Source organism: Shinella sp. GW821-FHT11G07 (assembly GCF_058808115.1).
In genome coordinates this window covers 17,445-39,932 of the sequence record NZ_JBXARJ010000023.1, presented here as the reverse complement: position 1 = coordinate 39,932, position 22,488 = coordinate 17,445, and the positions used below count along the sequence as shown (strand labels likewise).

Below are 22,488 nucleotides of genomic sequence, written 5' to 3'. Positions count from 1 at the left end.
GACGGTATCCCTCACGCGGAAATGAGACTGACGATGGGAAGCTGACGCACCGGAGCGTTTGTCAGCTTTCGCCACGCATTGGCGACCGCCGGCCCCACGGGAGGCACGCCGGGTTCGCCGACACCGGTCGGACTTTCCGCAGACCTGATAATCACCACCGCTATGTCGGGCATTTCGTTGATGCGGATCGAACGGTAGTCGTGGAAATTCGACTGCATGATCCGCCCACCCTTGCCAAGGGTGATGGCGTCGAAGAGCACGGCGCCCAGCCCGTAGCCGATGCCGCCCTCCATCTGCGCCTTGATGATGTTGGGATTGACGGCAACGCCACAATCGACCGCGCACCACACTTTGTGGACGCGTGGCGCGCCATCGGACCCGACGGACACCTCCGCCACCTGTGCGACGAACGAACCGAAGCTTTCGACGACCGCCACGCCGCGGGCTCGCCCCTCCGGCGGGGTCGATCCCCAGTCCGCCATCTCGGCCGCCTTGCGCAGAACGCCGGCATGGCGCGACTCTTTGTCGAGAAGCGCAAGCCTGCCTTCCACCGGGTCGCGGCCCACACGCGCCAGCAGCTCATCGACGAAGGTCTCGACGGCGAAGCCGGTATGGGTATGCCCGACGGAGCGCCACCAGAGCGGTGGGATCGGGAGCGTCACATTGTGGGAGGTGACCTTCAGGTTGGGAATGCGGTAGGGCAGGTTCGAGGCTCCCTCCACCGAGGTGGTATCGAGGTCTGCCTTGGCCATGATCGACTGGCCGACGATGACCTGCTCCCAGGCTGTGATCCGGCCCTCGGCATCGATCGCGCCGCGCATCTTGTGGGCATACATCGGGCGGTAGAACCCGCCCTGGATGTCGTCCTCGCGGGTCCACATGTGCTTGAGCGGCCGCTCGCCGCCGATCGCCGCATACACCATCGCGGCTTCCTGCATATAGGGTGAGCCGAACTGCGCCTTGCGGCCGAAACTGCCGCCGGCGAGCTGCGTGTTCACGCGGACCTTCGATTCGTCCAGCTTGAGGATCTCTGTCGCCACCTGCTGGTCGAAGCCCGGGAACTGTGCGCCGTTGTAGATATCGACGGAGCCGTCCGCCGCCTTGATGAACACGGCGTCGAGCGGCTCCATGGGCGCATGGGCGAGGAAGGGAAAGACGATTTCGGCTTCCACCGTCTGGAGCCCGTCCTGCCGGAAGGCCTCGTCGACATTGCCGGTATTCGTGGCCTCGAGGCCCGGTTCGTTAAAGTGGCGTACATATTCGGCGGCCAGTTCCGCGGAAGACCGGGTCTCCGCCTTGGCGAGGTCCCATTCGATCTGGAGCGCATCGCGCCCCTTCAGCGCCGAAAAGGTGTTGTCCGCATAGACCGCTATGCCCTGCGGGATCTGCTTGACGTCGACCACACCGCGTACCTTGCGGGCCTCGCCGTCGTCGAAGGATTTCACCGTCGCGCCAAAATGCTTGGGATGGGCGACGACGGCGGTGAGCAGGCCATCGGGCGTGATGTCGAGCGTGAAGATCGCCGTGCCGTTGGTCTTGCCAACGGTGTCGAGTTTCGGCAGGTCCGTTCCGATCAGAACGAAGTCCTTGGGATCCTTCAGTTTCGGGTCCTGAGGCACCGTTTGTGTCGCGGCCTTGTCCGCGAAGGCGCCGAAGCCGCTTTCCCTGGACGATCCGACATGTTTCAGCCGGCCTTTCTCGACGGTGATTTCCGTCGCCGGCACGTTCCATTCCTCGGCAGCGGCGGCGATGAGCATGGCGCGCGCGGTGGCACCCGCCTTGCGCATCTGCTCGTAGGCATTGGCAATCGAGCTTGACCCGCCGGTGCCCTGCAGGCCAAAGGCGAGATTGGCATAGATCTTGTTGTCGGTCGGCGAGTGGACCGCGCGCATCTGGCTCCAGTCGGCATCGAGCTCTTCCGCGACAAGCGTCGCCAGTCCCGTGAATGGCCCCTGGCCGAACTCGATATGTTTTGACAGCACGGTGACGGTGTCGTCCGTGCCGATCTTGACGAAGGCGTTCATCGGCACGAGCTCGGCCGCGCCGCCGGCGGGAACGCCTGTTGGTGCGGCCGCAAGGAATTTCGGCGCGATTGCCACGCTGATGACGAGGCCTGCTCCGGCGAGGAAACCGCGGCGGGTGGTTGTGATGTCATGGATCGTCATCGCTCAACCCTCCATCGAATTGGCGGCATTGTGGATGGCCGCGCGAATGCGATGGTAGGTGGCGCATCGACAGAGATTTCCGGTCATGGCGCCGTCGATCTCATCGTCCGTCGGCTTGGGCACCATCTGCAAGAGAGCCACCGCCGACATGATCTGGCCGGATTGACAGTAGCCGCATTGCGGCACGTCGAGCCCCGTCCAGGCGGTCTGGACGGCTTGCGCCTCCTTGCCTGAGATTCCTTCGATCGTCACCACGTCCGAGCCATCGATCATCGCAATCGGCGTGATGCAGGAGCGCCGCGGCATGCCGTCGAGATGCACGGTGCAAGCCCCGCACTGTGCGACGCCGCACCCGTATTTCGTGCCTGTCAGCTTCTCGAAATCCCGGATGACCCACAAAAGCGGCGTATCGGGATCCCCATCGAAACTGCGTTCTTTTCCATTGAGCGTGAAAGTCACCATGTCCATGCTTCCTTCCAAAGGAGCCGAGTGGGGGCGGGCTTATCGTCAAAGACATATGGCGTCAGTCGAAGATGAAAAGGGACTGAGCGAAAGAGAGGATTAAGGCGGTTCGGTGTTGGCGGATCAAGTCAAATGCGTGTGACAGCGTCCGGGGGCTGAGGCCCCGGGGTCGAGATGAGCCCCGGGGCATTGCGCGGCCAGCCGGCATGGACGCCGAGCTGGATTGTTCAGCGGCATCGGTGCAGCATGTGACAAGCATATAGTACCCTGGGGTTATTGGCTTCAAAGCTATCTTCCTTGACCCTTCACATCGTTATTTGGAGGAGGGGAGCATGACGCAGACTATCAAACTCGACCGGACCCTTGGCTTGTGGTCCGTCGTATTGTTCGGCCTTGCCTATATGACGCCGATGATCGTGTTCGGCACGTTCGGCGCCTTGGCATCGGCGAGCCAGGGAACCACGGCGATGGCCTACTTCATCGCGGCGCTGGCGATTTTCCTGACGGCGGCAAGCTACGGCATCATGGCAAAAGTCTATCCGGTCGCCGGATCCGCCTATAGCTATGCGCGAAGATCGTTGAATCCGGGCGCTGGCTTTCTCGTCGGCTGGGCGGTGCTGCTCGATTACTTCTTCCTGCCCATGGTCATATGGCTGATCGGCGCGGCCTATCTGACGGCCGCCTTCCCGGCGGTGCCCGCCTGGCTCTGGATCGTCGGCTTCATCGTTCTGACGACAGCCGTCAACGTCATCGGTATCGCCTTTGCCAACCGGGTGAATGTTGTGCTGATGCTGGTGCAGCTTTCCGTGCTGCTCATCTTTCTTGCGCTTGCCGCGCGCTACGTCGTAGCGCTCAACGGCGTCGGCGGGCTAGCCTCTGTGCGACCGTTCTTCGAGCCCGGGGTGCCATTCAGCGCTTCCGTCGCCGGTGCGGCGATCGCGGCCTATTCGTTCCTCGGCTTTGATGCCGTCTCGACGCTGACGGAAGAAACCCGCGATCCGACGCGCACCATGCCGAAGGCGATCATGATCATCGCGGTGATCGGGGGGCTCATTTTTACCGGTTCCGCCTATATGACGCAGCTTGCCCATCCGGGCGGTGAATTCGCTGCGGTGGATTCGGCCGCCTCGGAAATCGCGCTGATGATCGGTGGCGATCTCTTCGTTACCGTGTTCCTGGCAACGCTTGTGGTCGCCCAGTTCACCTCCGGCCTCGCGGCGCAGGCAAGCGTCGGCCGGCTGCTCTTCGCCATGGGCCGCGACGGCGTGCTGCCGGCCAGCATCTTTGGCCAGTTGCATGAGAAATGGCGCACGCCCGTGCTCAACCTCGTCTTCGTCGGCATCGTCGGCCTCTTGGCCCTGACGCTGGACGTGACGACCTCCACCTCCTTCATCAATTTTGGTGCGTTCCTTGCCTTCACCGCGGTCAACGTCTCGGTCATTGCGCTCTATCTCAAGGGCAATGCCATCGTCCGGCCGCTTGGCCCGGTGCTAGGGCTCGTGGTTCCCGCGGCCGGCGCGCTCTGCGACCTGTTCCTGCTGTGGAACCTCGATGGCCACGCCAAACTTCTCGGCGTCATCTGGCTGGTGATCGGTGTCGGTTACCTTGCCTATCTTACGCGCTTCTTCCAGCTTGCTCCGCCGGAAGTGGAATTTCAGGAATGATCACCGCTCTTGCCGGCCTTGCCTAGCGCCGGCTGAGGAAGAGATGAAACAGTTCCGCCTGGCTGGAAATGGTGAGCTTGGCATAGGCCTGGCGGCGGTGGACCTTGACGGTGTTGGGCGAAAGGCCGAGCATGGCGGCGATGGAATAGCTCGAATGACCCTTGAGAATGAGGGTCACGATCTCCAGTTCCCGTCTGGAAAGCAGGGGGTGGCTGATCGTCGGCGCCGCCCGTTCGTCTTCCCCCGGCAGGGTGAAGCGCTCACGCCAATGGCGTTCCGCCAGCGCCTGGAGGAGAGGGGCTGCGCTTTCCAGTCGGGTGATGTCCCGGTTGGAAAAGGGCCGCGCATCCCCCATGCGCGACAGCGAGAGCACCGCATCGGCATGGCGCAGCTTCAGGATGAAGCCGATCTCGTCGACGATGCCCGTCGCACGGTAGTGGCGGCGGAAATATTCCGTCTCGGCAAAACGATCGGGTGCCAGGCGCCGCATGACCAGCACGCCGTCGCGCCCGTCGCGCACCGCATCGTAGAAGGGGTCAAGGATATAGGCACCAGCGAGATAGTGGTCGACGATGGTGGTGCGGTCGCCGGCAATGCGCGCATTGTCGAGGTCGAAGGCCTTGCCGCCCGGGGCATAGGCAAAGCCGTTCATCATCTCGAAGGAGACAAGATGACGAAGCGAACGCTCCAACGCCTCGGGAAATGCAGGTTCCCCGAGCGCCACCACGGCCTCGGCGAGGCCGGAATGCCACAGGTCTATATAGGCGCCCGCCGCGCCTGGTCTTGTCGCCACGTTCTTTCCCCTTGTCTTTTCAAGGAGACCTAGCACGGGATCCGCGGTCCCGACAGGACCAGCCCGTTCGATGTGTTGTCGATCGGGCCGGCGTCACGGCGTTGTCGGTTGCTCGATCAGGTGGCGGGCCACTGCCTCGTAGGCCGGCAGCGATGTCGGGTCGTTGGCGGCGTTGCCGGCGACGGGGTGCGAGGAGAAGCGTGCGATGACCATCTCGGCGGTGGGGTCGATGTAGATCGCCTGGCCGTGCACACCGCGCGCCATGAAGGCGCCGTTGGCATTGTGCGTGATCCACCACATCGCGCGATAGCTCCACCCCTTCAGCGCCGGGTAGCCGCCTTTCTCGAAGGCCGCCTTGTCGCCGCCAGCGCGAATGCTGTCGATCGCCTTCTGCGGGATGAGGCGCTGGCCACCTGCCATGCCGCCATCGAGCAACAGCTGGCCGATGCGCGCCATGTCGCGCAGGCCGGCGTTCAGGCCGCCGCCTGCGAAGGGCGTGCCGGTGGAATCGACTGTGTAGTAGGCATCTTGCTCGGCGCCGATCTTGCTCCAGATCCGCTCCGACAGCAGGTCCGCCACCGATTTTCCCGAGATGCGTGCGATGATCCAGCCGAGCGCATCGCTGTTGATCGTCTTGTAACCGAAGGCCGGTCCATGTTCGCCTTGTTTCACGACCGTCTTCAGGTAGTCGAAATAGCTGCGGGGGCCGGTATAGCCCTCAGGCTTGGGAAGGGGATTGCCAGCGGCCGAATAGATCCACACGTCGGCATTGGGATCGGCATAGTCTTCGCTGTAGCGCAGGCCCGTCGTCATATCGAGCACTTGCCGTATCGTCGCATCGCCGAAGGCGCTTTGCGCAAGTTCGGGAACGACGGTCGCGACGTTGGCCTTGTCGTCGAGCACGCCTTCGGCAACCAGAACCTCGCCGAGAAGGCCAGTCAGTGATTTCGTCACCGACATGGCGCCATGTTGCCCCGCCTCGTTGAGGCAACCGGAATAGTGCTCATAGACGAGCACGCCCTTGTGCAGCACCACGATGCCGTCCGTGTAGTTTGCCGAGAGCGATTGCAGCCAGGTCATATCCTGGTCAGCGCCGGTCGGGCGGAAGGTGACGCCGTCGATGGCGGGATCGATCTTCCGTTTGAGCATAGCCGGCGCACCGAGGCCGCGGCTCACATTGGTCGTCGGCATCAGCTGGCGGAAATGGCAGACCGTCCAGCGCGATTTCGGGAAGCTGAAATAGTCGCTGTCCGAAAAGCGGATGATCTTGTCTTCCGGCGGCGGAAAGCCCTGCATCCAGCCGAGGGTGCGAGGATCCGACTGTTCCGCCGAAAGCGGCGCTGTGTCCTGGCCCGAGGCGCCGAGCGGCAATGCCAGAACCGGCAGGGCGACCGCGAGTGCGACTGACAGGGTTTTAGAAATTGACGATGACATTGACGAAGCCTCCAAGCCAGTTCGGCGAATTTTCCTTGGTCAGGGAATCCATGCCCTTGCCGGGAATGGAAATGCTGACGCCGGCCGTCAGAAAGGTGTTGGGATTGATGACGCGCGAATATTCGAGATAGACGTCGTCTGCGAGGTGGTAATCGCCGACGCCGGCTATCGGCGTCGGTGTACCGTCGATGTCGTCGAGGCGCGTGCCCTGGCCGAACTGGATCGGGCTGTTCAGTTCATTGGCGCGGATATGCGCATAGCGCAGCGTCCATGTGTCGGCCTCCGTCGGCCTCACCTGCAGACTGAGCTGGTGTGCGTTCACGTTCGTATTGAGGAACATCATGGACGACTTCGTGCCTGTCGACCAGGCATTGGGATTGCCTTCATAGTACAGGGGGTCGAAGCGCTCCACGCGCGAGGTCGAGGGATCGTCGCCGGAGAAGGTCTGGTAGCTGTAGGCGATCGTCGGCGCCCAGGACAGTTCCTCGAACACATAGCCGATCTGGATGCGGCCGCCCCATGCCTGCAGGTCGATCTCAGGATTCCACTGGTAGGCGAGGTCGCCTCCGATGAAAAACCCGGCCATCGCCCCATCGAAGGGCTGGGTCCGGCCATAGGCGTTGGCGAAGCTCAACCCGTCGCGCGCGCCCGGCATGATTACCGGCGGGCCGATACCGCCGGCCGCAGCCCGCGGATAGGGCGAGTTGGATTCCAGGACATGCCCGATCGTGAGGCCGGCATATTGTCCGTCGTCTGTCTCATAGCGCAGGTCGCCCCCGGCGATCTTCGTTCCGCTGTCCGTGTCGGACAGTTCATTCGCGTCGATGAAAAAGGCCGTCGCGGTCACGTCATCCTGGCCGAACCGCAGGAGGGCCGCCTGTTCCCAGGCCGTGCGGGGGCCGAGCTTCAAGGCGCCGCGCTCGAAGCCGCTCGACCCGCCATTGGCGATCAGCATGCCCGTTCCCGCCTTGAACGGACGCGGCCCGAGGGAAATATCGAAGAAAGGGCCGGTTTCCGCCGTGGAGCGTATGCCGAGATAGCCGTCTTCGAGCGTGATGGCACCCGTGCCGCCCGCGTCGAAGGCATCCGTGCCCAGGGTACCCGAGGCGACGAAGGACAGTTTTCCGTAGATTGCCAGCAGGTCGCCGGCATCCGCGGTGAAGCTGATGTCGGGCATCAAATACCCTTCGAGCCATCGCGTATCGCTGTCGAAATTGGCCTCCGGCGCGAAGGTATCGGCGAAGTTCCAGAACAGGTTCTGCTCAGCCACGACATTGATGCCCGCCTGAAAGTGTAGCCGCACTTCCAGGCCCGGCTCGTCGATCAGGAGCATCGGATCCTGGGCGCTTGCAGCAGCGGGCACGAGCCCCAGACCGATGGCCAGTAGGGTTGCGGTCGTCCGCCGACCGTCCCTCACATTTCCCATGCCGCACTCCGATACCGGTTTGGAAACCCAAACAGAGATGACCGCGCCAGCATAGGCACGGATTCGCAAGAATACCCCATTCAATCGAGATTGATGCGCAAAAAGGTCGTTCCCGGTTTTGACGAGATATGACGGCCGTCCCGGAGCTGCGCCTTTCGCGCTCTAACGCGCGACAAATGCGGAGCATTGGAGGCGCAGCGCATCGACCACGGCAACGTGGCCTGATGATCGGCCGCCCGCATAAGCCAGCGGCGGTCGGAAAGTGTCAACGCCCACTCGACCTCGGCCTAGGCCGGAGGGGGCGAGGTTTTTTTCGGCTATGGTTTGCCCAGGGGATATCTCAAAAGCAGTCCGAAGACGATTTGAAGCAGGGCGTTCAACGTCTATGCGCTTTTGAGGTGGTACAGTCTCGCTGGAGACCTGTGGTGTGGACGCGTGGTTTAGCCCCGCGTCCACACAATACTTATTTGCCAGCTGGCTCAGGCGGATCGAGTTTCGCGATGCGGTCGATCCAGACCCGACGGTACATCAGAGAACGCGAACGTTTTCGGCTTTCGACTTGCCGGTCTTGCGATCCTGGCCGACGTCGTAGCTTACGCGCTGGCCTTCGCTCAGCGAACCGCCCTGAAGCGCGGATACGTGTACGAACACGTCCGTTCCTCCGTTTTCAGGCGTGATGAACCCGAAACCCTTTTCTCCATTGAAAAACTTAACTGTGCCAGTGGCCATAACTTATCCTCGACGATTCTACAGCTGATTGCCGCGGAGAAAACCTATAGCTGTTGCACATTATTCGCAAGACATTCGTAGATGATAAAATTTCCTGTGTATGCAGCCTCCAAATTGAACGAGTTGTGTCTCGTCTGCCCATAGCAGCCTGCCGGATTTGGATGCTCAACTGCTCGGGGTGATTGCAGCAACCCCATGGCGATGCTGCCGGCCGCGCGCCTGGAGGCGACTTTCGCATTTTATCTCTACCCGCCGTGTACTTACGGCCGTTTCAGGAGAAAATGGATTGTATAACGCCATCGGCCCCAAGTCCTGTCGCGAAGGCTCGGTCAGCGCCCGGCTATAAGTGTTGAAACGAGCGCCAGGGCGGGCAGATAGTTTGCGGCAACGCGGTCGTATCTTGTTGATATCCTGTCCGATCGACGTCTTCGACATCGGCTTCATCCAAGTGTGGATGAGGAAAGCAAGCTACATCTATGTGTTGGCATCGGCCGCCCCTCGTTGACAAGAACGATACGATTTCTTTCCCGAGGGTCAGGTGGGCGGCAATGTGGTTACTTCCGAGGGCACCATCTTTCTTTCCGGCACCGTCGACTAGAAGAGCCCGGGCTTGGAAAGCAGTTTGCCGCGCGCCGTGCGCGTGCTAGGCAGTCGCGCTTTGATCGAAGGGCTGCGGGCGAGGTTTCATGAGCGTTGGATTGTATGCTGATTACGTCGCGGACTTGAGGGCGCTGTTTTCCGAGCTGGATCGGTATCCCGACCTCTTCCAGAGTTTTGACACGCGCCTCGAACTGGCGGCCGCCGGCGGCCTTGTCGTCTACGAGACGAAACGGCGCAAAAGTCAGACGGACAGCCTATATTATGGCCGTTCCGCTGCGACCGTCGCCAACCAGCAGATTTCACAGGCGGCGTCCTTCGCTGCGATCGACCGGTTTTTCGCTCTTGGCCAGTTCGTGGCCTTGACTGGTAACGGGACGCAGGCGCGCGCGTTGGATGGACAATATCCGCATTGCGCGGTCAATTTTTCCTATCGCAAGAAGGGCCAACCCAAGGCCAGGTCCATGCTCATGGTGTTCATCGGATTCAACGATGAAGCGGACGCATTGGCCTATGTGTCGGCGAACGACGATCCATCCGCCCTTGTTGCCGAGCGGCCGTACCGCGGGGTGCGGGCCTTCGAGTGGAAGTAAAGAGCCGGCTGATCAGCTGCCCGCAGAAAACAGGCACGATTCAATCGGCGCCCATGGCCCGTCGAGATACTGCCAGATATCGATGCCGATGATCCTGATCTGGCAGGGAACGAAGTCCTCCGACAGCATCTCGAAGAGCACATCGGCCTGGGTGTGCGGCACGCCGTTCTGCACGGTGATGTGCGGCCGCCACGTCTGACGGTCCTGTGGGCCGAGCGTCGGCAAAAGATGCGTCCGGAGATTTGACCGAATTTCCATCAATTGCGGGGATGTGATCGTGAAAGCGGTTCCCGCACCGAGATGACGGACGGCGCTGACCTCCGCCAGGATCGGCCGGTGCCCGGCTGCCTCGGTGCGAACGCATGCGCGAATGTTTTCAACCTCTTCGTAGGGTAATTTATGAAACATCGTGAGGTGGGCGCGCAGAAAATTGCGTTTGGCTGGGAAATGCCGGCTGCGAAGCGCGTCGAACGGAAGGAGGTCTGCCTCCTCGATCCGCGCCGTGATGATGACCGGAGCCTTCAAAGCCTTCACCTCAAAATGGCAGCCGCTCTGCCGGCCTGACGGTCTAGGTATACCGCGGCCGCATCACGAACAGCTCTGAGCGAAGGAAGTGGCGTGTCGCATCTTATCCGTCAAGGAGAAGAAAAAACGGCTGTAGTTGAAGCCCTGACGGGGACGACGCTACCGGATACGATGAAATCCGGCCGCATCCGAGTGACTGTCTTGCTTGCCTGTCGCGCGTCCTCCCGCAGTCCGGCGCCGAAGGCCGCCGCCCGAGAGTCACCAGGCATATGGGTCGCGAGCACGCGGGTTCCGTGATAATATCCGCCCCTGCCCGGGTTGAGGGCAAGCGCCTCATCCAGAAGTGCCACGCCTCGCTCCCATTGCCCAGCGATGGCCAGCCTGGTTCCGAATTCCCCGATCAGTTCCGTATCGTTCGGATTTGCCGCCAGTGCCTGTTCCCCGACCCGTATCGCCTCGGCTACTTGCCGATCGAAGAACAGCGCCGTCATCAGCGCCTGAAGGCCACGAACGTTGGCGGGGTCCAGCTGGATGGCTGAGCGTGCTGCCCGAAGTGCTCGTTGCAGAGGTTCGCCGGCGTCGGGTTTCGGATTGAATCCAAGCCGCTCCTCATCGAGATAGAGAATGGAAAGCATTGCCCAGGCGGTGGCATATCCAGGATAGCGTGCGACAGCCCCTTCCAGGCAGTCACGAACGTCCGCATGACGTTCGACGCTCAACGCCTTGCGATATGTGTAGAAGTTCAAGGTGCAGGTATAGGCTCCAAGATCATCGGGCGGCAGTTTGGTGTTACTTGCCTGGGCAATAATGCCGTATGGCTGCGCGATGGTCGCCGCCACCTTGTTGGCAACGTTGGTCTGAATGGTGAAGAGGTCGCGGGAGCGCAGGTCATTCTCATAGTCCTGCGACCACAGGATTGCACCATTGCTGGTATCAAGAAGCCTTGCCGTCACCCGGATACGACTGCCGGCCGTCTGCACGCCGCCGGAGAGCAGATAGGGCGCAGCATCGCCATCCCGAGCCTGCGACATGCCGACATCCGACGGCAGGGATTGGGATGTTTCGCGGCTGAACACCCTTATCTCCTTGAACCGGGGGAGAGCGGTCAGCAGTTCTTCTGTCAATCCGTTTGTATGGATTTGGGCGTCGGGACCGTCGCCGAGGTTGGCAAAGGGGGCGACTATGAGCGTTGGGAGTCCAATCCCCAGCATATCAGCCTGCTGGATAGCGGTGTCGTCCATCGTCCAGCGGCCGTAGGCGAAGGCGCCTAAGCTGGCAAGGACAACAATCGCAAACAGCATCCGGCTTCTGCCCTGCCAGAGCGCGCCAGTGGCCGGGTTGGAGCGTTCAAACGGCCGGGGCTGGTTGCGGGGCGGTGCCTCCGAACTCTCGTTGTGCCAGGAAAAGACCGGAACATATCCGCCTTTCGGAATGTCGATCCTGACGGGATCGTTCGACCCGGCAACCAGATAGTAGCGTTCCAGTGCGCGTCGGAGCCTGCCCGCTTCGATCCGCACGACGGGATCGTCCTGCGAGAAACTCTCCGATCGCTTGAACACCTCGATCGCGATGGAATGCCCTTTAATTCGCGCTTCGCGCCCGGCCAGCACTTCTTCGACGATATAGGTCAGGAAAAGGCCCACTCGTCCCGTTTGGGGAAATTCGAGGCTTGAATCGAGACGCTGCAGCTGAACGCGAACATCCTGCGCTCCCGGCGGAGGGCGCATAGGCGACCCGGCGTATCGTTCGAGTGTGCCTCCATTCGCGCCTCGCTGCTCGTCTACATTGGGAAACCCATCGTTCGGTATGCTTTTTATGGAGAAGCTCGGAACATAACTGCCTTTGGGAATATCGATGACGATCGGATCGGCCTTGCCGGACGTCAGGTAGTATCGTTCCAGGGCGCGGCGGAGGTGGCTGGCGGCAATGCGCACAATTGGATCAGCTTGTGGATCGAAGGCATCGCTTCGCCCGAACACCTCGAGCGCAATGGTATAGGCCTTTATGCGGTTGCCCCGGTCCGCCAGTGTCTCCTCGACCACGTATTCGAGCAAGCGGCACTCGCGGTCGGTTGCATCGAAGGCAGCGCTCTGTCTTATCCGCGCGAGTTGCCCGCGGCACGCGATGGTGTCTGGTCGCGATCCTTCCGCCCCAGAATAGGCAGCATAAATCATGGACATCCCCCGAAGCGTGAAAGCACGGGGCCGCGCCGGCCACGACTTTGCCTCACACCAACTTCCGGCAAAATGCTATAGATTGCGGGTGTAGGCCGCAATAGCGACAACCATCGCGTGGTTACCGGACAATAGCAGGCCCATTCATCAGAGATGCAAAATCCAGATACCAACCTGACGCCGGCAGCCCGTAGGCGTGGAGTATCGGTGGAGAAATGTCATCCGCGCCGCGCGACAAGAATACCCGCAAGCACGATCAACCCGCCCACGGCCTGCATCATGCCAACGGGTTCGGAAAGCACGAGCCAGGCAAGGATTGCTGCGACGACGGGCTGCAATAGCAACGTCAAGGAGGAAAAGGCTGTCGGCAGATAGGCCAGCGCGTAGGTAACGAGCCCCTGGCCGCTGACATGGCTGATAAAGGCGAGGCCGACGACCATTGCCCAACCGAAGAGCGTGACCGGCATCAGGCTGCCTTCGAAAAACAAGGCAATGGGCAGCATGCAGATGGCAGCCGAAAACGTCGTCCACACCATGATGCGCAGTGTCGAGAAGCGCGACCGGACATGGCCGATCGCCAGCATGTAGCAGGCGTAGAAGATGGCGGCGACGATGGCCGTCGCGTCGCCCGCAAGCTGTCCGCCGCCAATGGCCGCCGGTCCCCCCTTCAGGACGACGATGCCGACCAGCGCCAGCGCCAGCCCCGTCAGGAATATGGGGGTGATGCGCGTGCGGAAAACCAGCCAGGAGCCGAGCGTCACGAAGACCGGCGCCAGATTGGCGAGCAGTGTCGCGTTGGCGACTGAGGTCATGTGCAGCGAGAGGTGCCATGCGACAAGGTCGATGGCGAGGAAAGCGCCCGGTAGGAGCAGGACGACGTAGTCCCGCAGCCCAGAAGGCCGCTCCTCCGCCTCCTTCGTGACACGTGAGATCAGCAAGAAGGGCAGCAGCGCCAGCGAGACACGCCAGAAGCCCGTCGCCAGCGGCCCTACCTCGGACAAGCGGACGAAAATAGGCGATCCGCCAATGGCCGCACCGCCGATCAGGAGAGCGATGAGAGCAAAGCGGGCGTGCTGGGAGCGGGTAATCTGGGACAAGGTGACAGTCCGATGGTCGGGAAAGCAGCGGGCTATCAGACCGGGGCGGTTTGAACCAGCCGGGTCAGGCTAATTTAGTGAAAGGCCATTGAGCACATAAGAAGAGCGGCGCCCCTGCGAGCGCCGCTCCGATTTTATGGCGAGACGGCCGTCAGGCCGCGTCGGGGCGGTGAACGGTCTTCACTTCAAGGAAGTCTTCAAGCCCGAACATGCCGCCTTCACGGCCGTTGCCGGACTGCTTGTAGCCGCCGAACGGGCTGCCATAGCGGTGCGGTCCGCCATTGATGTGCACCATGCCGGCACGCAGCTTTGCGGCGACGCGCTCCGCGCGGTCCGGATTGCCAGTCTGGAGATAGGCGGCAAGGCCGTAGGCGGTGTCGTTGGCGATCGCGATTGCTTCCTCTTCGGTGTCGAAGGGGATGATCGCGAGTACGGGACCGAACACCTCTTCACGCGCGATGCGCATGTTGTTGTTGACGTCGGCGAAGATCGTCGGCTTGACGAAGTAGCCGGTCTCAAAACCCTCCGGCTTGCCGGGGCCGCCGACCAGGACGCGTGCGCCTTCCGCCACGCCCGCCTCGATCAGCGCCTGAACGCGGCCGAACTGGACGTGCGAGACGAGCGGGCCGATGTGTTCGCCGGCCTCTTCCGGATTGCCGACCTTAGCTTCCTTGCCGGTGCGTTCGGCGATTTCGACGACCTTGTCATAGACCGAGCGCTCGACGAGCATGCGGGTCGGCGCATCGCAGGACTGGCCTGAATTGTTGAAGCATTCGCGCACGCTGCCGGCAACGCGATCTTCAAGATCGGCATCGGCGAAGACGAGGTTCGGCGACTTGCCGCCGAGTTCCAGCGTCACGCGCTTGACCGTCTCGGCTGCATCCTTGCTGACGGCGATGCCAGCGCGGGTGGAGCCGGTAAAGGACATCATGTCGACGTCCTTGTGCTTGGAAAGGGCTGCACCGCACTCCAGGCCGTCGCCGTTGACAAGGTTGAACGTGCCCGCCGGGAAACCGGCCTCGTGGACCATCTCCGCATAGAGCAGTGCATTGAGCGGGGTGAATTCCGAGGGCTTCAGCACGCAGGTGCTGCCCGTCGCCAGTGCCGGCACGACCTTCAGCGCGATCTGGTTGATTGGCCAGTTCCACGGCGTGATGAGGCCGCACACACCGATCGGCTCGCGGCGCACGACGTCGCCATTCGGCAGCACTTCACGGGCCTTCAGGCGCTTCAGGCCGTCGATGAATCCCTGGAGGTGGCCGACGCCGACATCCGCCTGCTGCTCGGTGCTCATGGAGATCGGCGCGCCGAGTTCCAGCGTGATGGTGCGTGCCATTTCCTCATAGCGGCGCTTGTAGATTTCCAGCAGCTTTTCGAGCAGTGCCAGGCGTTCTTCGACGCTGGTCTGGCTGTAGGTCGCAAACGCCTTCTTGGCAGCGGCGACGGCGCGATCGATATCGGCGGCGGTGCCCATGGAGATGACCGCGATCGGCTTTTCCGTCGCCGGATTGATCACCGGAAGGTCATTGGGCTTCAGCGGATCGACCCACTGGCCATCGATGTAGAATTTGCGCTTGTCGAGCATTCTGATCTCCCGTCAGTTCTTCTGTTTCTCATCGAGCCAGCCCTTGATGAGCTGGCGGTATCGTTCCCCGCCGAAGCTTGGGAAATGGCCGCCATGGACCAGCCGCACCGGCAGGGTCATGAGCCGCTCCATCGAGGCGATGTAATCCGCCAGGTTGGAATGGTAGGTGTCCTCGATCAGCGGTCCATCGTAGACGATGTCGCCGGAGAAGAGAATTTCTGTTGCCTTTTCGTAGAGCGCAATACCCCCCGGGGAGTGGCCCGGCGTGTGGATGACCTCGAACTGGCGGTCGCCGAGGTCGATGACGTCACCGTCTTCGAGGATACGCGTCGCCGGGGCTCGTTTCACCGCATAACATTTCGAGCAATAGGGCTCGGGCGGCAGCGCGTCGAAGATGTCGTCGGTGACATAAGGGTCGGCGAGCGTTTTTTCCCGTGTCGGGTTGGCGAGAAGATCGGCCTCGGCCGAATGGACGGCGCGGCATTCGAATTCGTGGTGGCAGCCGATATGGTCGAAATGCGTGTGGCTCGCCACCGCGATCAGGTCACGCTCCGTCACAAGCGGCACCCATTCGCGCAGGGAAACGACGCCCATGCCGCTATCCACCAGCATGTCGCGCTCACGTCCGCGGATGTGCCAGACATTGCAGCGATAGAATTCCTGGATATAGTGCTCGGAAATAGCCGTCACGTCGTCGTCGAGGCGACGCACGCTGTACCAATCCTCCGGGCGGATGCGCTGCATTACTGTCCCACTCCCGCTCCGTCCTGAAGCACGACGATGCTATCCGCCTTCAGCCGAAGGTCAAGCTCTGCGCCGACTTCCGGCATCTCTGTTTGTGGCAGGTGCGCCGTCAGCGCCAGACCGTCCGCCGCGACATGGCAGCGATGATGCGTGCCGAAGAAGGCGCTGCCGATAATACGTCCGCGGCCGAGCGAGACGGTCGGGGTTACTGCATTGGCGCTGCGGAAATGCTCGGGTCGGATGCACAGCGTCACGTCGCGGCCCGCAACGGGAAACCCGGATACGAAGGCGGAGGCGGGCAGGGCGACGCGGCCGAGCACGGTTTCCACTTCTGCTTCGTTTGCCGCCGTGCCGCAGATCTTTGCGGGCAGGAGGTTCACCTCGCCCATGAAACCTGCGGAAAACAATGAGCGCGGACGCATGTAGATCGAGGCGGGGGTGCCGACATCCTCGATGCGGCCCTTGTTCATCACCACGATGCGGTCGGCGATCGCCATCGCTTCCTCCTGGTCGTGAGTGACATGCACGAAGGTCGTGCCGACACGCTTCTGGATCGCCTTCAGCTCATCCTGCATCTGCCGGCGAAGCTTCAGGTCGAGTGCGCCGAGCGGCTCGTCGAGCAGCAGCACGTCCGGATCGACGGCAAGCGCGCGGGCAAGCGCCACGCGCTGTCGCTGGCCGCCGGAAAGCTCGTGCGGCTTCTTGGCGGATGATGCCTTCAGGCCAACGAGATCGAGCAGCGAAAACGCCTTCTCGTATCGTTCCGCCTTGCCCATGCCGCGCATGCGCAGGCCGAAGCCGACATTGTCGCGCAGGCACATATGCGGGAAGAGTGCATAGTCCTGGAACATGGTCGTGGTGGGCCGCTTGGCTGGGGAGACATGGGTCATGTCACGCCCGCCGATCGCGATCGTGCCGGAGGTCGGTTCGATGAAGCCGCCGAGGATGGAAAGCAGGGTCGTCTTGCCGCAGCCGGAAGGGCCGAGCAGAACGATGAACTCGCCGGCGGCGATATCCAGCGAGACATCGTCGAGTGCCCGGAAGGCACCGAAGACCTTGGTGGCGTTACGAATGGAAACGTCGGCGGTCATGAGGATTTCCCGGTTTTGCGGAAGACGGTGAGTTCCATGAGGATGAGGAACGCGACCGAGATGAGGAAGACGACGCTGCCGATGGCATTGGTCCGGGGATCGAGACCGGAGCGCAGCATGCTCCAGATCTCGACCGGCAGCGTGACGTCGAAGCGCGACAACAGGAAGGCGACGATGAACTCGTCCCAGCTGAAGGTGACGGAGAGGAAGAAGGCGGCGAGGATCGACGGCAGCAGCATGGGCGCGGTGATGAGCAGCATGACCTGCCAGTCCTTTGCGCCAAGATCACGCGCCGCTCGCTCGATATTCACCTGATGTCCGCCCATGGAGGCATAGATGATGGCAAAGCAGAGCGGCAGGTTGATCACCACATGGCCGATTCCGACGGTCAGGAGCGAAAGCCGCATGCCGGTGAGGTTCAGCACCGAGAGCAGGCCAAGGCCGATGATCAGCGTGCTGACCGTCATCGGCGCGACGATAAGGCCGCGCAACAAGCCTGAGGCCGGCAATGTATAGCGGGCGAAGGCGTAGGCCGCGAGGAAGCCGAGGATGCAGGCGACCGCCGAGGAGAGGACCGCGACGATCAGCGAGTTGCCAAGCGCCGCCATCAGCTTGCTATCGGAAAAGATCGCCTCGTACCAGCGCAGCGTCAACCCGTTCAGCGGCGGCACGGGAAGCGTGCCGTCCTGGAAGGAGAACAGCACCAGCACGATGACCGGCAGGAAGATGAAGAGGTAGATCAGGCCGGCATAGAGGACGGCGAGCGTCGTGGTGAGGTGTCGCATGTTACGTCCTCTCCATCTTCAGCCAGCGTGCGCAGGCAATATAGGCAAGCGTGACGACGGCCATCAGCACCAGCGACATCGCAGCCGCCATCGGAAAATCAGCGCGCCGGCCGAGTTGCAGCATGATGACCTGCGGCAGGACCAGTTCGTTATTGCCGCCGAGGATCTGCGGCGTGATGTAGTCGCCGATGCACAGCACGAAGGTGAGGAACGCGCCGACCATGACGCCCGGCAGCGTCAGCGGCAACACGACATGCCAGAACGTTTGCAACGCGTTGGCCCCGAGATCAGCCGCCGCGCGCCGATAGTTCGGCGAAAGCTGGATGAGGTTGGCATAGATCGTCAGCGTCAGCAGCATGACGAAGAAGTGCACGAAGCCGATGATCGTGCCGGTGCGGTTGGCGGAAAGCTCCAGCGGTTCGGCGATCACGCCGAGCCAGAGCAGCGACTGGTTGACGACACCGCCCTTTGACAACACCAGCAGCCAGGAATAGGAGCGCACCACATAGGACGTCCAGAACGGCAGGATCGCCATGACGAGGGCGAAGCGCTGCCACTTTTTCGGCACGCGCTCGGCGATGATCCAGGCGAGCGGGTAGGCGAGGACGATGGAGATGACGGTGACGACCGCGGTGATCTCGAGTGAGACGACGAGGCCTTTGAAGAGATGCGCTTTCCCGAAGAAGGCGATGTAGTTATCGAGCGTCCAGGTTGCGACGATCTCGCGCCCCTGCCGCGTCCAGAAACTGATCGCCGCCATGTAGGCGAAGGGCACGAGGAAGAAAAACCCCGTCCAGAGCAGCGCCGGCAGGGCAAAGGCCCAGGCCTTGCGGCGTTCCGCGCGCTCATAGGCAGTGGCAGTCATGGGGGCAGGTCCTCGTCGGTGCTCGGAGCTTGGATTCTCGGGTCAAGCCCGAGGATGACGAAAGAAGAGAAGCGGGGTAACGCGGAAACGATATCGCAGGCCGCACCGTTCGGTGGGGCGGGCTAACACCCTCCCCACCGTCATCCTCGGGCTTGACCCGAGGATCCATGCTTCCCCAAGATCCTTACTGCTGCAACATCTCCGTCCAGACATCCTGCATCGCCGCATCCATGTCGGCGTCGGCCACCGGGTAGAGTTGCGAGTTCTTCAGGTATTCCGGCTGCTTGTCCCAGCGCAACGCCGCCTTCTGCGGATCGGTGAGGTGCGCGCCCGCCTTGGCATTTGCCGGCATCGCCCAGTAGCAGGAGGAGGTGGCAAGCCGCGCCTGGCCCTCGGGGCTGACGATATATTGCACGAATTTCAGCGCGAGATCCTGCTTTTCGGAGGTCTTGAAGACGCCGATGGATTGCGCCCAGCGCAGCGCGCCCTGCTTGGGGATCGTCCAGTCGAGGTTCGGCTTTTCGGCGGAAAGACCGGCCGTCAGCCATTCGCCGCCACCGACGACGATATCGACCTCACCGGTCGCAAGTGCGGTCTGCGAGGCGACGACGTCACTCACCTGGCGGGCGACCTTCTTCATCTCGAAAAGCTTTTCCTTGATCGCCGGCAGATCGTCCTGCTTGAGATCCGCCGTCTTCTTGCCAATGCCGACACCGGTCAGGCCAACCATCGGCAGGTAGTAGTCATAGAGCGCGATGCGGCCCTTGTACTTGTCCGACCAGATGACCGAGAGGTCGTCCATGTCGGCCGGGTCGACTTTCGTCTTGTCATAGGAAATCGTGTTGTAGCCGAATTTTTCGGTAACGGCGTAGACCTTGCCGTCCTTGGTGGTCGTCTCTTCCATGCGCACTTCCGGGAAGAGATCGCCGAGCGGCAGCTTGTCGGCAGGCATTTCGCCGAGAATGTCCATGTCGATGGCGCGCGGCACGTCGACGGCGTCGATCACCAGCACATCCCAATCGCCGGGGCGGGACTGTTCGATGATCGAGATTGCAGCCCCCGTGCCTTCATATTCCTTCAGATTGACCTTGACGTTGTTGGCCTTCTCGAAGGGCTCGACCAGCGCCGGATCGGTATGGTCGCACCAGACCAGCGCGTTCAGTTCGTCCTGTGCCTGCGCGGCGGCCGATGACAGGGCGATGGCGCCGGCGGTGGCGAGAAGCATGCGGCGGCGGAGACCGCCGGAAACGGTTTTGCTCATTATCTTTCCCTCTGGTGCAGGCTTTCGGCCTTTGCGGATGGCACTCGTCGCGATGCCTTGAGAAAAAGATTGAACGAGTTCATTTTTTAAGTCAATCTCATTTTTGAGGAGATTCCAACGGAGGATTCCATGGCTGGATTGCGTGCAAAACAGAAGGCGGACAAGACACGCCGCATTCTCGAATCCGCGACCACGCTGTTTCGCGATCAGGGCTATGACAGCGCCCGCATCGAGGACATCGCCGAGATGGCAGAAGTCTCCGTCGGCACGCTCTACAACTATTACCAGAACAAGGGCGACATCCTTGTCGCGACCGTGGCGATGGAAGTCACGGAAGTGCTGGAGGCCGGTGCCCGCATTGTCGCCAATCCGCCGCTGAACGTTGCCGAGGCGTTGCGCACGCTGATCGAGCAGTATTACGACCACTCGCTCTACTATCTTTCCAAGGAAATGTGGCGCACCGCGATGGCTATCTCCATTCAGCAGCCGGACACGCCGCTTTCCCGGCGGTATACGGAACTCGACGGCCAGCTTTGCGCCCAGGTGGTCCAGCTTATCGAGACATTGCAGGTGCGCGGCGTGGTCCATGCCGGCGTGGACGCAAAGGCCATGGGTGAGGTTTTCTTCAACAACCTCAACATGATGTTTATCGAGTTCTGCAAGGTGGACGCCATGCCGCTGGAAGACTTGAAGACGCGGGTCAATGCCCAGCACGCGCCGATTGCCACCCTTATCAGCAGCATCAAGATCGTTTGAGGAACGCATGACCGAAACGGAATCCACCGTGCTTTCCGCCGCCGATGCCTTGGTTAGCGCGTTCGCGCGGCACGACCGTGATGCCTATTTCGCCGCCTTCGCACCCACGGCGACCTTCCTCTTCCACAATATCGACCATATGCTCGAAGACCGCGCCGCCTACGAAGAGGAATGGGCGCTCTGGGAGAGCCGCGACGGGTTTCGCGTGCTCGGCTGCCGCTCGACGGACCGCCAAATCCAACTCGTCGGCGATGTCGCGATCTTCACCCACGCCGTCGAGACCGATATCTCGATGGGCGGCGAGACGATGACGAACAATGAGCGTGAGACCATTGTTTTTTCACGCGATCCGGCAGGTCGGTGGCTGGGTGTGCACGAACATCTCTCGCTTCGCCCCTGAAGCGCTGAGATTTCGTACTCGCGCCTATGCGCGGTTTTCTATGCGCTTAATCAATTAAAGATTGCGATGTCGAGGCAGAGTGATATTCTGCCCGCTAATATACGAACATGCAGGTCTGGAGTTTTCGCGCCGTGGTTTCACGACGCGGACGTGCCTGTTTATGCCCGCAGCAAATTGATTTCGGGGGCCGCCATGCTTTGCATCGGCGGGGGTAACTTCGCATCGGTTCGACATCAATCGTCCATTCCACGGGAGGGCTTCCATGGATACGAAATACGGCTTTACGCGTTTCACCCTCACAGAATTCGAGCAATGGCTGGGAACGATCTCGGTGACCCGCGTGGTCGACAAGGTTCAGGAACACCACACCTGGAGCCCTCGTTATGCGCAGTTTACCGGCAACAACCATTTCGAGATGCAGAAGGGCATGCGTGATCATCACGTCAACAACAATGGGTGGGCTGATATCGGACAACACCTTTCCATTTTTCCCGATGGCATGATCGTCACCGGTCGCCCGATGAACAAAACACCGGCCTGCATTTACAACAACAACAACAAGGCGGTGTGCATCGAGAATGTCGGCGATTTCGATACGGGAAGAGACCAGATGACCGATGCGCAGAAGGAGGCGATCGTCAAAGCCACCGCTGCGTTGGTCCGCCGGTTCAACCTTTTTCCGGTGACCACCAGCAACATTGTCTACCACCACTGGTTCGATCTCAATACGGGGCATCGCACGAATGGCAGCGGCGTCACGAAGTCCTGTCCCGGCACGGCATTCTTCGGCGGCAACAAAGTTGCCGACTGCCAGAACAACTTCCTCCCGCTCGTCGAGCAGGCTTTGACCGGCGTGCCGTTCTCGCCGCCGGCTGCAACACCCACTTACGGCGTCGTCGTTTCCGACACGCTGAATGTCCGGGTTTTTTCAAGCGCCTCGGCCGCTCTTGCCGCAACACAGGGGCCGCTGGAGACCGGCGCGGTCATCCGCGTTTTCCGGGAAGAGAACGGCTGGTACAAGATCGCCAATTCCAAGGAATACTGGGTCTATGGAAAATGGGTCAAGCCGGTCACCCAGCGCATCGTGAACACGGACGATTCGAAAGGGCGCGCTGGACCTGGAACGTCCTTCGAAATCCTGCGGAGCTTCATGAAGGGCGAGGTGGTCTATGTCCACGAGACATCCGGCAACTGGTCGCGGATCGCACTTGACGAACTCTGGGTCAATTCCTCGTTGATCGGCTGACGGAGTGATGCCCCGCCGTGCGGCGGGGTTGTTGCCGGTGATCAACGCGCCTTCGATGCCGAGCGCCTCCGAGTGACGCCTGCATCCTTATAAAAC

Annotated in this window: 20 protein-coding genes; 5 read left to right on the top strand and 15 right to left on the bottom strand. The window is 61.6% G+C overall.

The window, feature by feature from the left end:
• Positions 1–11: 11 nt before the first annotated feature.
• Positions 12–2,165 carry a xanthine dehydrogenase family protein molybdopterin-binding subunit gene (locus AC1RT2_RS29980; RefSeq protein ID WP_493107871.1) on the bottom strand — a complete coding sequence of 718 codons (2,154 nt, stop codon included), beginning with the start codon at positions 2,163–2,165 and terminating at the stop codon, positions 12–14.
• 3 nt (positions 2,166–2,168) lie between these two features.
• Positions 2,169–2,627: a (2Fe-2S)-binding protein gene (locus AC1RT2_RS29975; RefSeq protein ID WP_493107940.1), complete on the bottom strand. Its 459-nt coding sequence runs from the start codon at positions 2,625–2,627 to the stop codon at positions 2,169–2,171.
• Between the two features lie 332 nt (positions 2,628–2,959).
• On the opposite strand from AC1RT2_RS29975, the gene AC1RT2_RS29970 reads away from it, so the two are divergent.
• On the top strand, positions 2,960–4,291 hold the full coding sequence (locus AC1RT2_RS29970) for an APC family permease (RefSeq protein WP_493107869.1): 1,332 nt from the start codon (positions 2,960–2,962) through the stop codon (positions 4,289–4,291).
• A gap of 22 nt (positions 4,292–4,313) precedes the next feature.
• Here the strand turns inward: AC1RT2_RS29970 and AC1RT2_RS29965 are convergent, their stop codons facing one another.
• From AC1RT2_RS29965 to AC1RT2_RS29950, 4 genes are all read right to left on the bottom strand, one after another.
• Complete coding sequence (locus tag AC1RT2_RS29965) at positions 4,314–5,084, bottom strand: helix-turn-helix transcriptional regulator (RefSeq protein ID WP_493107867.1); 771 nt, start codon at positions 5,082–5,084, stop codon at positions 4,314–4,316.
• A gap of 93 nt (positions 5,085–5,177) precedes the next feature.
• Positions 5,178–6,518 carry a serine hydrolase domain-containing protein gene (locus AC1RT2_RS29960; RefSeq protein WP_493107865.1) on the bottom strand — a complete coding sequence of 447 codons (1,341 nt, stop codon included), beginning with the start codon at positions 6,516–6,518 and terminating at the stop codon, positions 5,178–5,180.
• Positions 6,499–7,944, bottom strand: coding sequence for an alginate export family protein (locus tag AC1RT2_RS29955; protein ID WP_493107863.1), 1,446 nt, complete (start codon positions 7,942–7,944; stop codon positions 6,499–6,501). Before AC1RT2_RS29955 ends, AC1RT2_RS29960 begins: the two co-directional genes overlap by 20 nt.
• A 528-nt stretch (positions 7,945–8,472) precedes the next feature.
• A complete protein-coding gene (locus AC1RT2_RS29950; RefSeq protein ID WP_069063067.1) occupies positions 8,473–8,673 on the bottom strand; it encodes a cold-shock protein in 201 nt (66 codons plus the stop codon).
• A 686-nt stretch (positions 8,674–9,359) separates the two neighbouring features.
• On the opposite strand from AC1RT2_RS29950, the gene AC1RT2_RS29945 reads away from it, so the two are divergent.
• Entirely contained in the window at positions 9,360–9,863 is a 504-nt protein-coding gene (locus tag AC1RT2_RS29945) for a hypothetical protein (RefSeq protein WP_493107861.1), read from the top strand.
• Between the two features lie 12 nt (positions 9,864–9,875).
• Here the strand turns inward: AC1RT2_RS29945 and AC1RT2_RS29940 are convergent, their stop codons facing one another.
• The 9 genes from AC1RT2_RS29940 to AC1RT2_RS29900 all read right to left on the bottom strand — a co-directional run bounded on the left by AC1RT2_RS29940 (position 9,876) and on the right by AC1RT2_RS29900 (position 19,990).
• Positions 9,876–10,388, bottom strand: a complete 513-nt coding sequence (locus AC1RT2_RS29940) for a 2'-5' RNA ligase family protein (RefSeq protein ID WP_493107859.1) — start codon at positions 10,386–10,388, stop codon at positions 9,876–9,878.
• Between the two features lie 110 nt (positions 10,389–10,498).
• The gene (locus AC1RT2_RS29935) at positions 10,499–12,562 is read right to left on the bottom strand and encodes an adenylate cyclase (protein ID WP_493107857.1); all 2,064 of its coding nucleotides are present in this window, start codon (positions 12,560–12,562) and stop codon (positions 10,499–10,501) included.
• Between the two features lie 218 nt (positions 12,563–12,780).
• The gene (locus tag AC1RT2_RS29930) at positions 12,781–13,659 is read right to left on the bottom strand and encodes a DMT family transporter (RefSeq protein WP_493107855.1); all 879 of its coding nucleotides are present in this window, start codon (positions 13,657–13,659) and stop codon (positions 12,781–12,783) included.
• A 151-nt stretch (positions 13,660–13,810) separates the two neighbouring features.
• Positions 13,811–15,244 (bottom strand): aldehyde dehydrogenase family protein, encoded by a 1,434-nt coding sequence (locus tag AC1RT2_RS29925; RefSeq protein WP_493107853.1) that lies wholly within the window; start codon positions 15,242–15,244, stop codon positions 13,811–13,813.
• Positions 15,245–15,256: 12 nt separating this feature from the next.
• Positions 15,257–15,988 (bottom strand): MBL fold metallo-hydrolase, encoded by a 732-nt coding sequence (locus AC1RT2_RS29920; protein ID WP_493107851.1) that lies wholly within the window; start codon positions 15,986–15,988, stop codon positions 15,257–15,259.
• Positions 15,988–17,079 (bottom strand): ABC transporter ATP-binding protein, encoded by a 1,092-nt coding sequence (locus AC1RT2_RS29915; RefSeq protein WP_493107849.1) that lies wholly within the window; start codon positions 17,077–17,079, stop codon positions 15,988–15,990. The genes AC1RT2_RS29920 and AC1RT2_RS29915 overlap by 1 nt, the downstream gene beginning before the upstream one ends.
• Entirely contained in the window at positions 17,076–17,864 is a 789-nt protein-coding gene (locus tag AC1RT2_RS29910) for an ABC transporter permease (RefSeq protein ID WP_493107847.1), read from the bottom strand. Before AC1RT2_RS29910 ends, AC1RT2_RS29915 begins: the two co-directional genes overlap by 4 nt.
• 1 nt (position 17,865) lies before the next feature.
• A complete protein-coding gene (locus tag AC1RT2_RS29905; protein WP_493107845.1) occupies positions 17,866–18,729 on the bottom strand; it encodes an ABC transporter permease in 864 nt (287 codons plus the stop codon).
• A gap of 184 nt (positions 18,730–18,913) precedes the next feature.
• On the bottom strand, positions 18,914–19,990 hold the full coding sequence (locus tag AC1RT2_RS29900; RefSeq protein ID WP_493107843.1) for a polyamine ABC transporter substrate-binding protein: 1,077 nt from the start codon (positions 19,988–19,990) through the stop codon (positions 18,914–18,916).
• A 129-nt stretch (positions 19,991–20,119) separates the two neighbouring features.
• On the opposite strand from AC1RT2_RS29900, the gene AC1RT2_RS29895 reads away from it, so the two are divergent.
• The 3 genes from AC1RT2_RS29895 (at position 20,120) to AC1RT2_RS29885 (ending at position 22,392) form a co-directional block, all read left to right on the top strand.
• Positions 20,120–20,746 carry a TetR/AcrR family transcriptional regulator gene (locus tag AC1RT2_RS29895; RefSeq protein ID WP_069063056.1) on the top strand — a complete coding sequence of 209 codons (627 nt, stop codon included), beginning with the start codon at positions 20,120–20,122 and terminating at the stop codon, positions 20,744–20,746.
• A 7-nt stretch (positions 20,747–20,753) separates the two neighbouring features.
• Positions 20,754–21,146 (top strand): YybH family protein, encoded by a 393-nt coding sequence (locus AC1RT2_RS29890; protein WP_493107841.1) that lies wholly within the window; start codon positions 20,754–20,756, stop codon positions 21,144–21,146.
• Positions 21,147–21,408: 262 nt separating this feature from the next.
• Entirely contained in the window at positions 21,409–22,392 is a 984-nt protein-coding gene (locus AC1RT2_RS29885; protein WP_493107839.1) for an N-acetylmuramoyl-L-alanine amidase, read from the top strand.
• Positions 22,393–22,488: the final 96 nt, after the last annotated feature.

Bases quoted from the DNA above. Each gene is read 5' to 3' on its own strand.
- AC1RT2_RS29945 (WP_493107861.1), top strand. From the start codon at position 9,360: ATGAGCGTTGGATTGTATGCTGATTACGTCGCGGACTTGAGGGCGCTG.
- AC1RT2_RS29955 (WP_493107863.1), bottom strand. From the start codon at position 7,944: ATGGGAAATGTGAGGGACGGTCGGCGGACGACCGCAACCCTACTGGCC.
- AC1RT2_RS29935 (WP_493107857.1), bottom strand. From the start codon at position 12,562: ATGATTTATGCTGCCTATTCTGGGGCGGAAGGATCGCGACCAGACACC.
- AC1RT2_RS29915 (WP_493107849.1), bottom strand. From the start codon at position 17,079: ATGACCGCCGACGTTTCCATTCGTAACGCCACCAAGGTCTTCGGTGCC.
- AC1RT2_RS29960 (WP_493107865.1), bottom strand. From the start codon at position 6,518: ATGTCATCGTCAATTTCTAAAACCCTGTCAGTCGCACTCGCGGTCGCC.
- AC1RT2_RS29890 (WP_493107841.1), top strand. From the start codon at position 20,754: ATGACCGAAACGGAATCCACCGTGCTTTCCGCCGCCGATGCCTTGGTT.
- AC1RT2_RS29910 (WP_493107847.1), bottom strand. From the start codon at position 17,864: ATGCGACACCTCACCACGACGCTCGCCGTCCTCTATGCCGGCCTGATC.
- AC1RT2_RS29950 (WP_069063067.1), bottom strand. From the start codon at position 8,673: ATGGCCACTGGCACAGTTAAGTTTTTCAATGGAGAAAAGGGTTTCGGG.
- AC1RT2_RS29905 (WP_493107845.1), bottom strand. From the start codon at position 18,729: ATGACTGCCACTGCCTATGAGCGCGCGGAACGCCGCAAGGCCTGGGCC.
- AC1RT2_RS29900 (WP_493107843.1), bottom strand. From the start codon at position 19,990: ATGAGCAAAACCGTTTCCGGCGGTCTCCGCCGCCGCATGCTTCTCGCC.
- AC1RT2_RS29885 (WP_493107839.1), top strand. From the start codon at position 21,409: ATGGATACGAAATACGGCTTTACGCGTTTCACCCTCACAGAATTCGAG.
- AC1RT2_RS29925 (WP_493107853.1), bottom strand. From the start codon at position 15,244: ATGCTCGACAAGCGCAAATTCTACATCGATGGCCAGTGGGTCGATCCG.
- AC1RT2_RS29895 (WP_069063056.1), top strand. From the start codon at position 20,120: ATGGCTGGATTGCGTGCAAAACAGAAGGCGGACAAGACACGCCGCATT.
- AC1RT2_RS29975 (WP_493107940.1), bottom strand. From the start codon at position 2,627: ATGGTGACTTTCACGCTCAATGGAAAAGAACGCAGTTTCGATGGGGAT.
- AC1RT2_RS29980 (WP_493107871.1), bottom strand. From the start codon at position 2,165: ATGACGATCCATGACATCACAACCACCCGCCGCGGTTTCCTCGCCGGA.
- AC1RT2_RS29920 (WP_493107851.1), bottom strand. From the start codon at position 15,988: ATGCAGCGCATCCGCCCGGAGGATTGGTACAGCGTGCGTCGCCTCGAC.
- AC1RT2_RS29970 (WP_493107869.1), top strand. From the start codon at position 2,960: ATGACGCAGACTATCAAACTCGACCGGACCCTTGGCTTGTGGTCCGTC.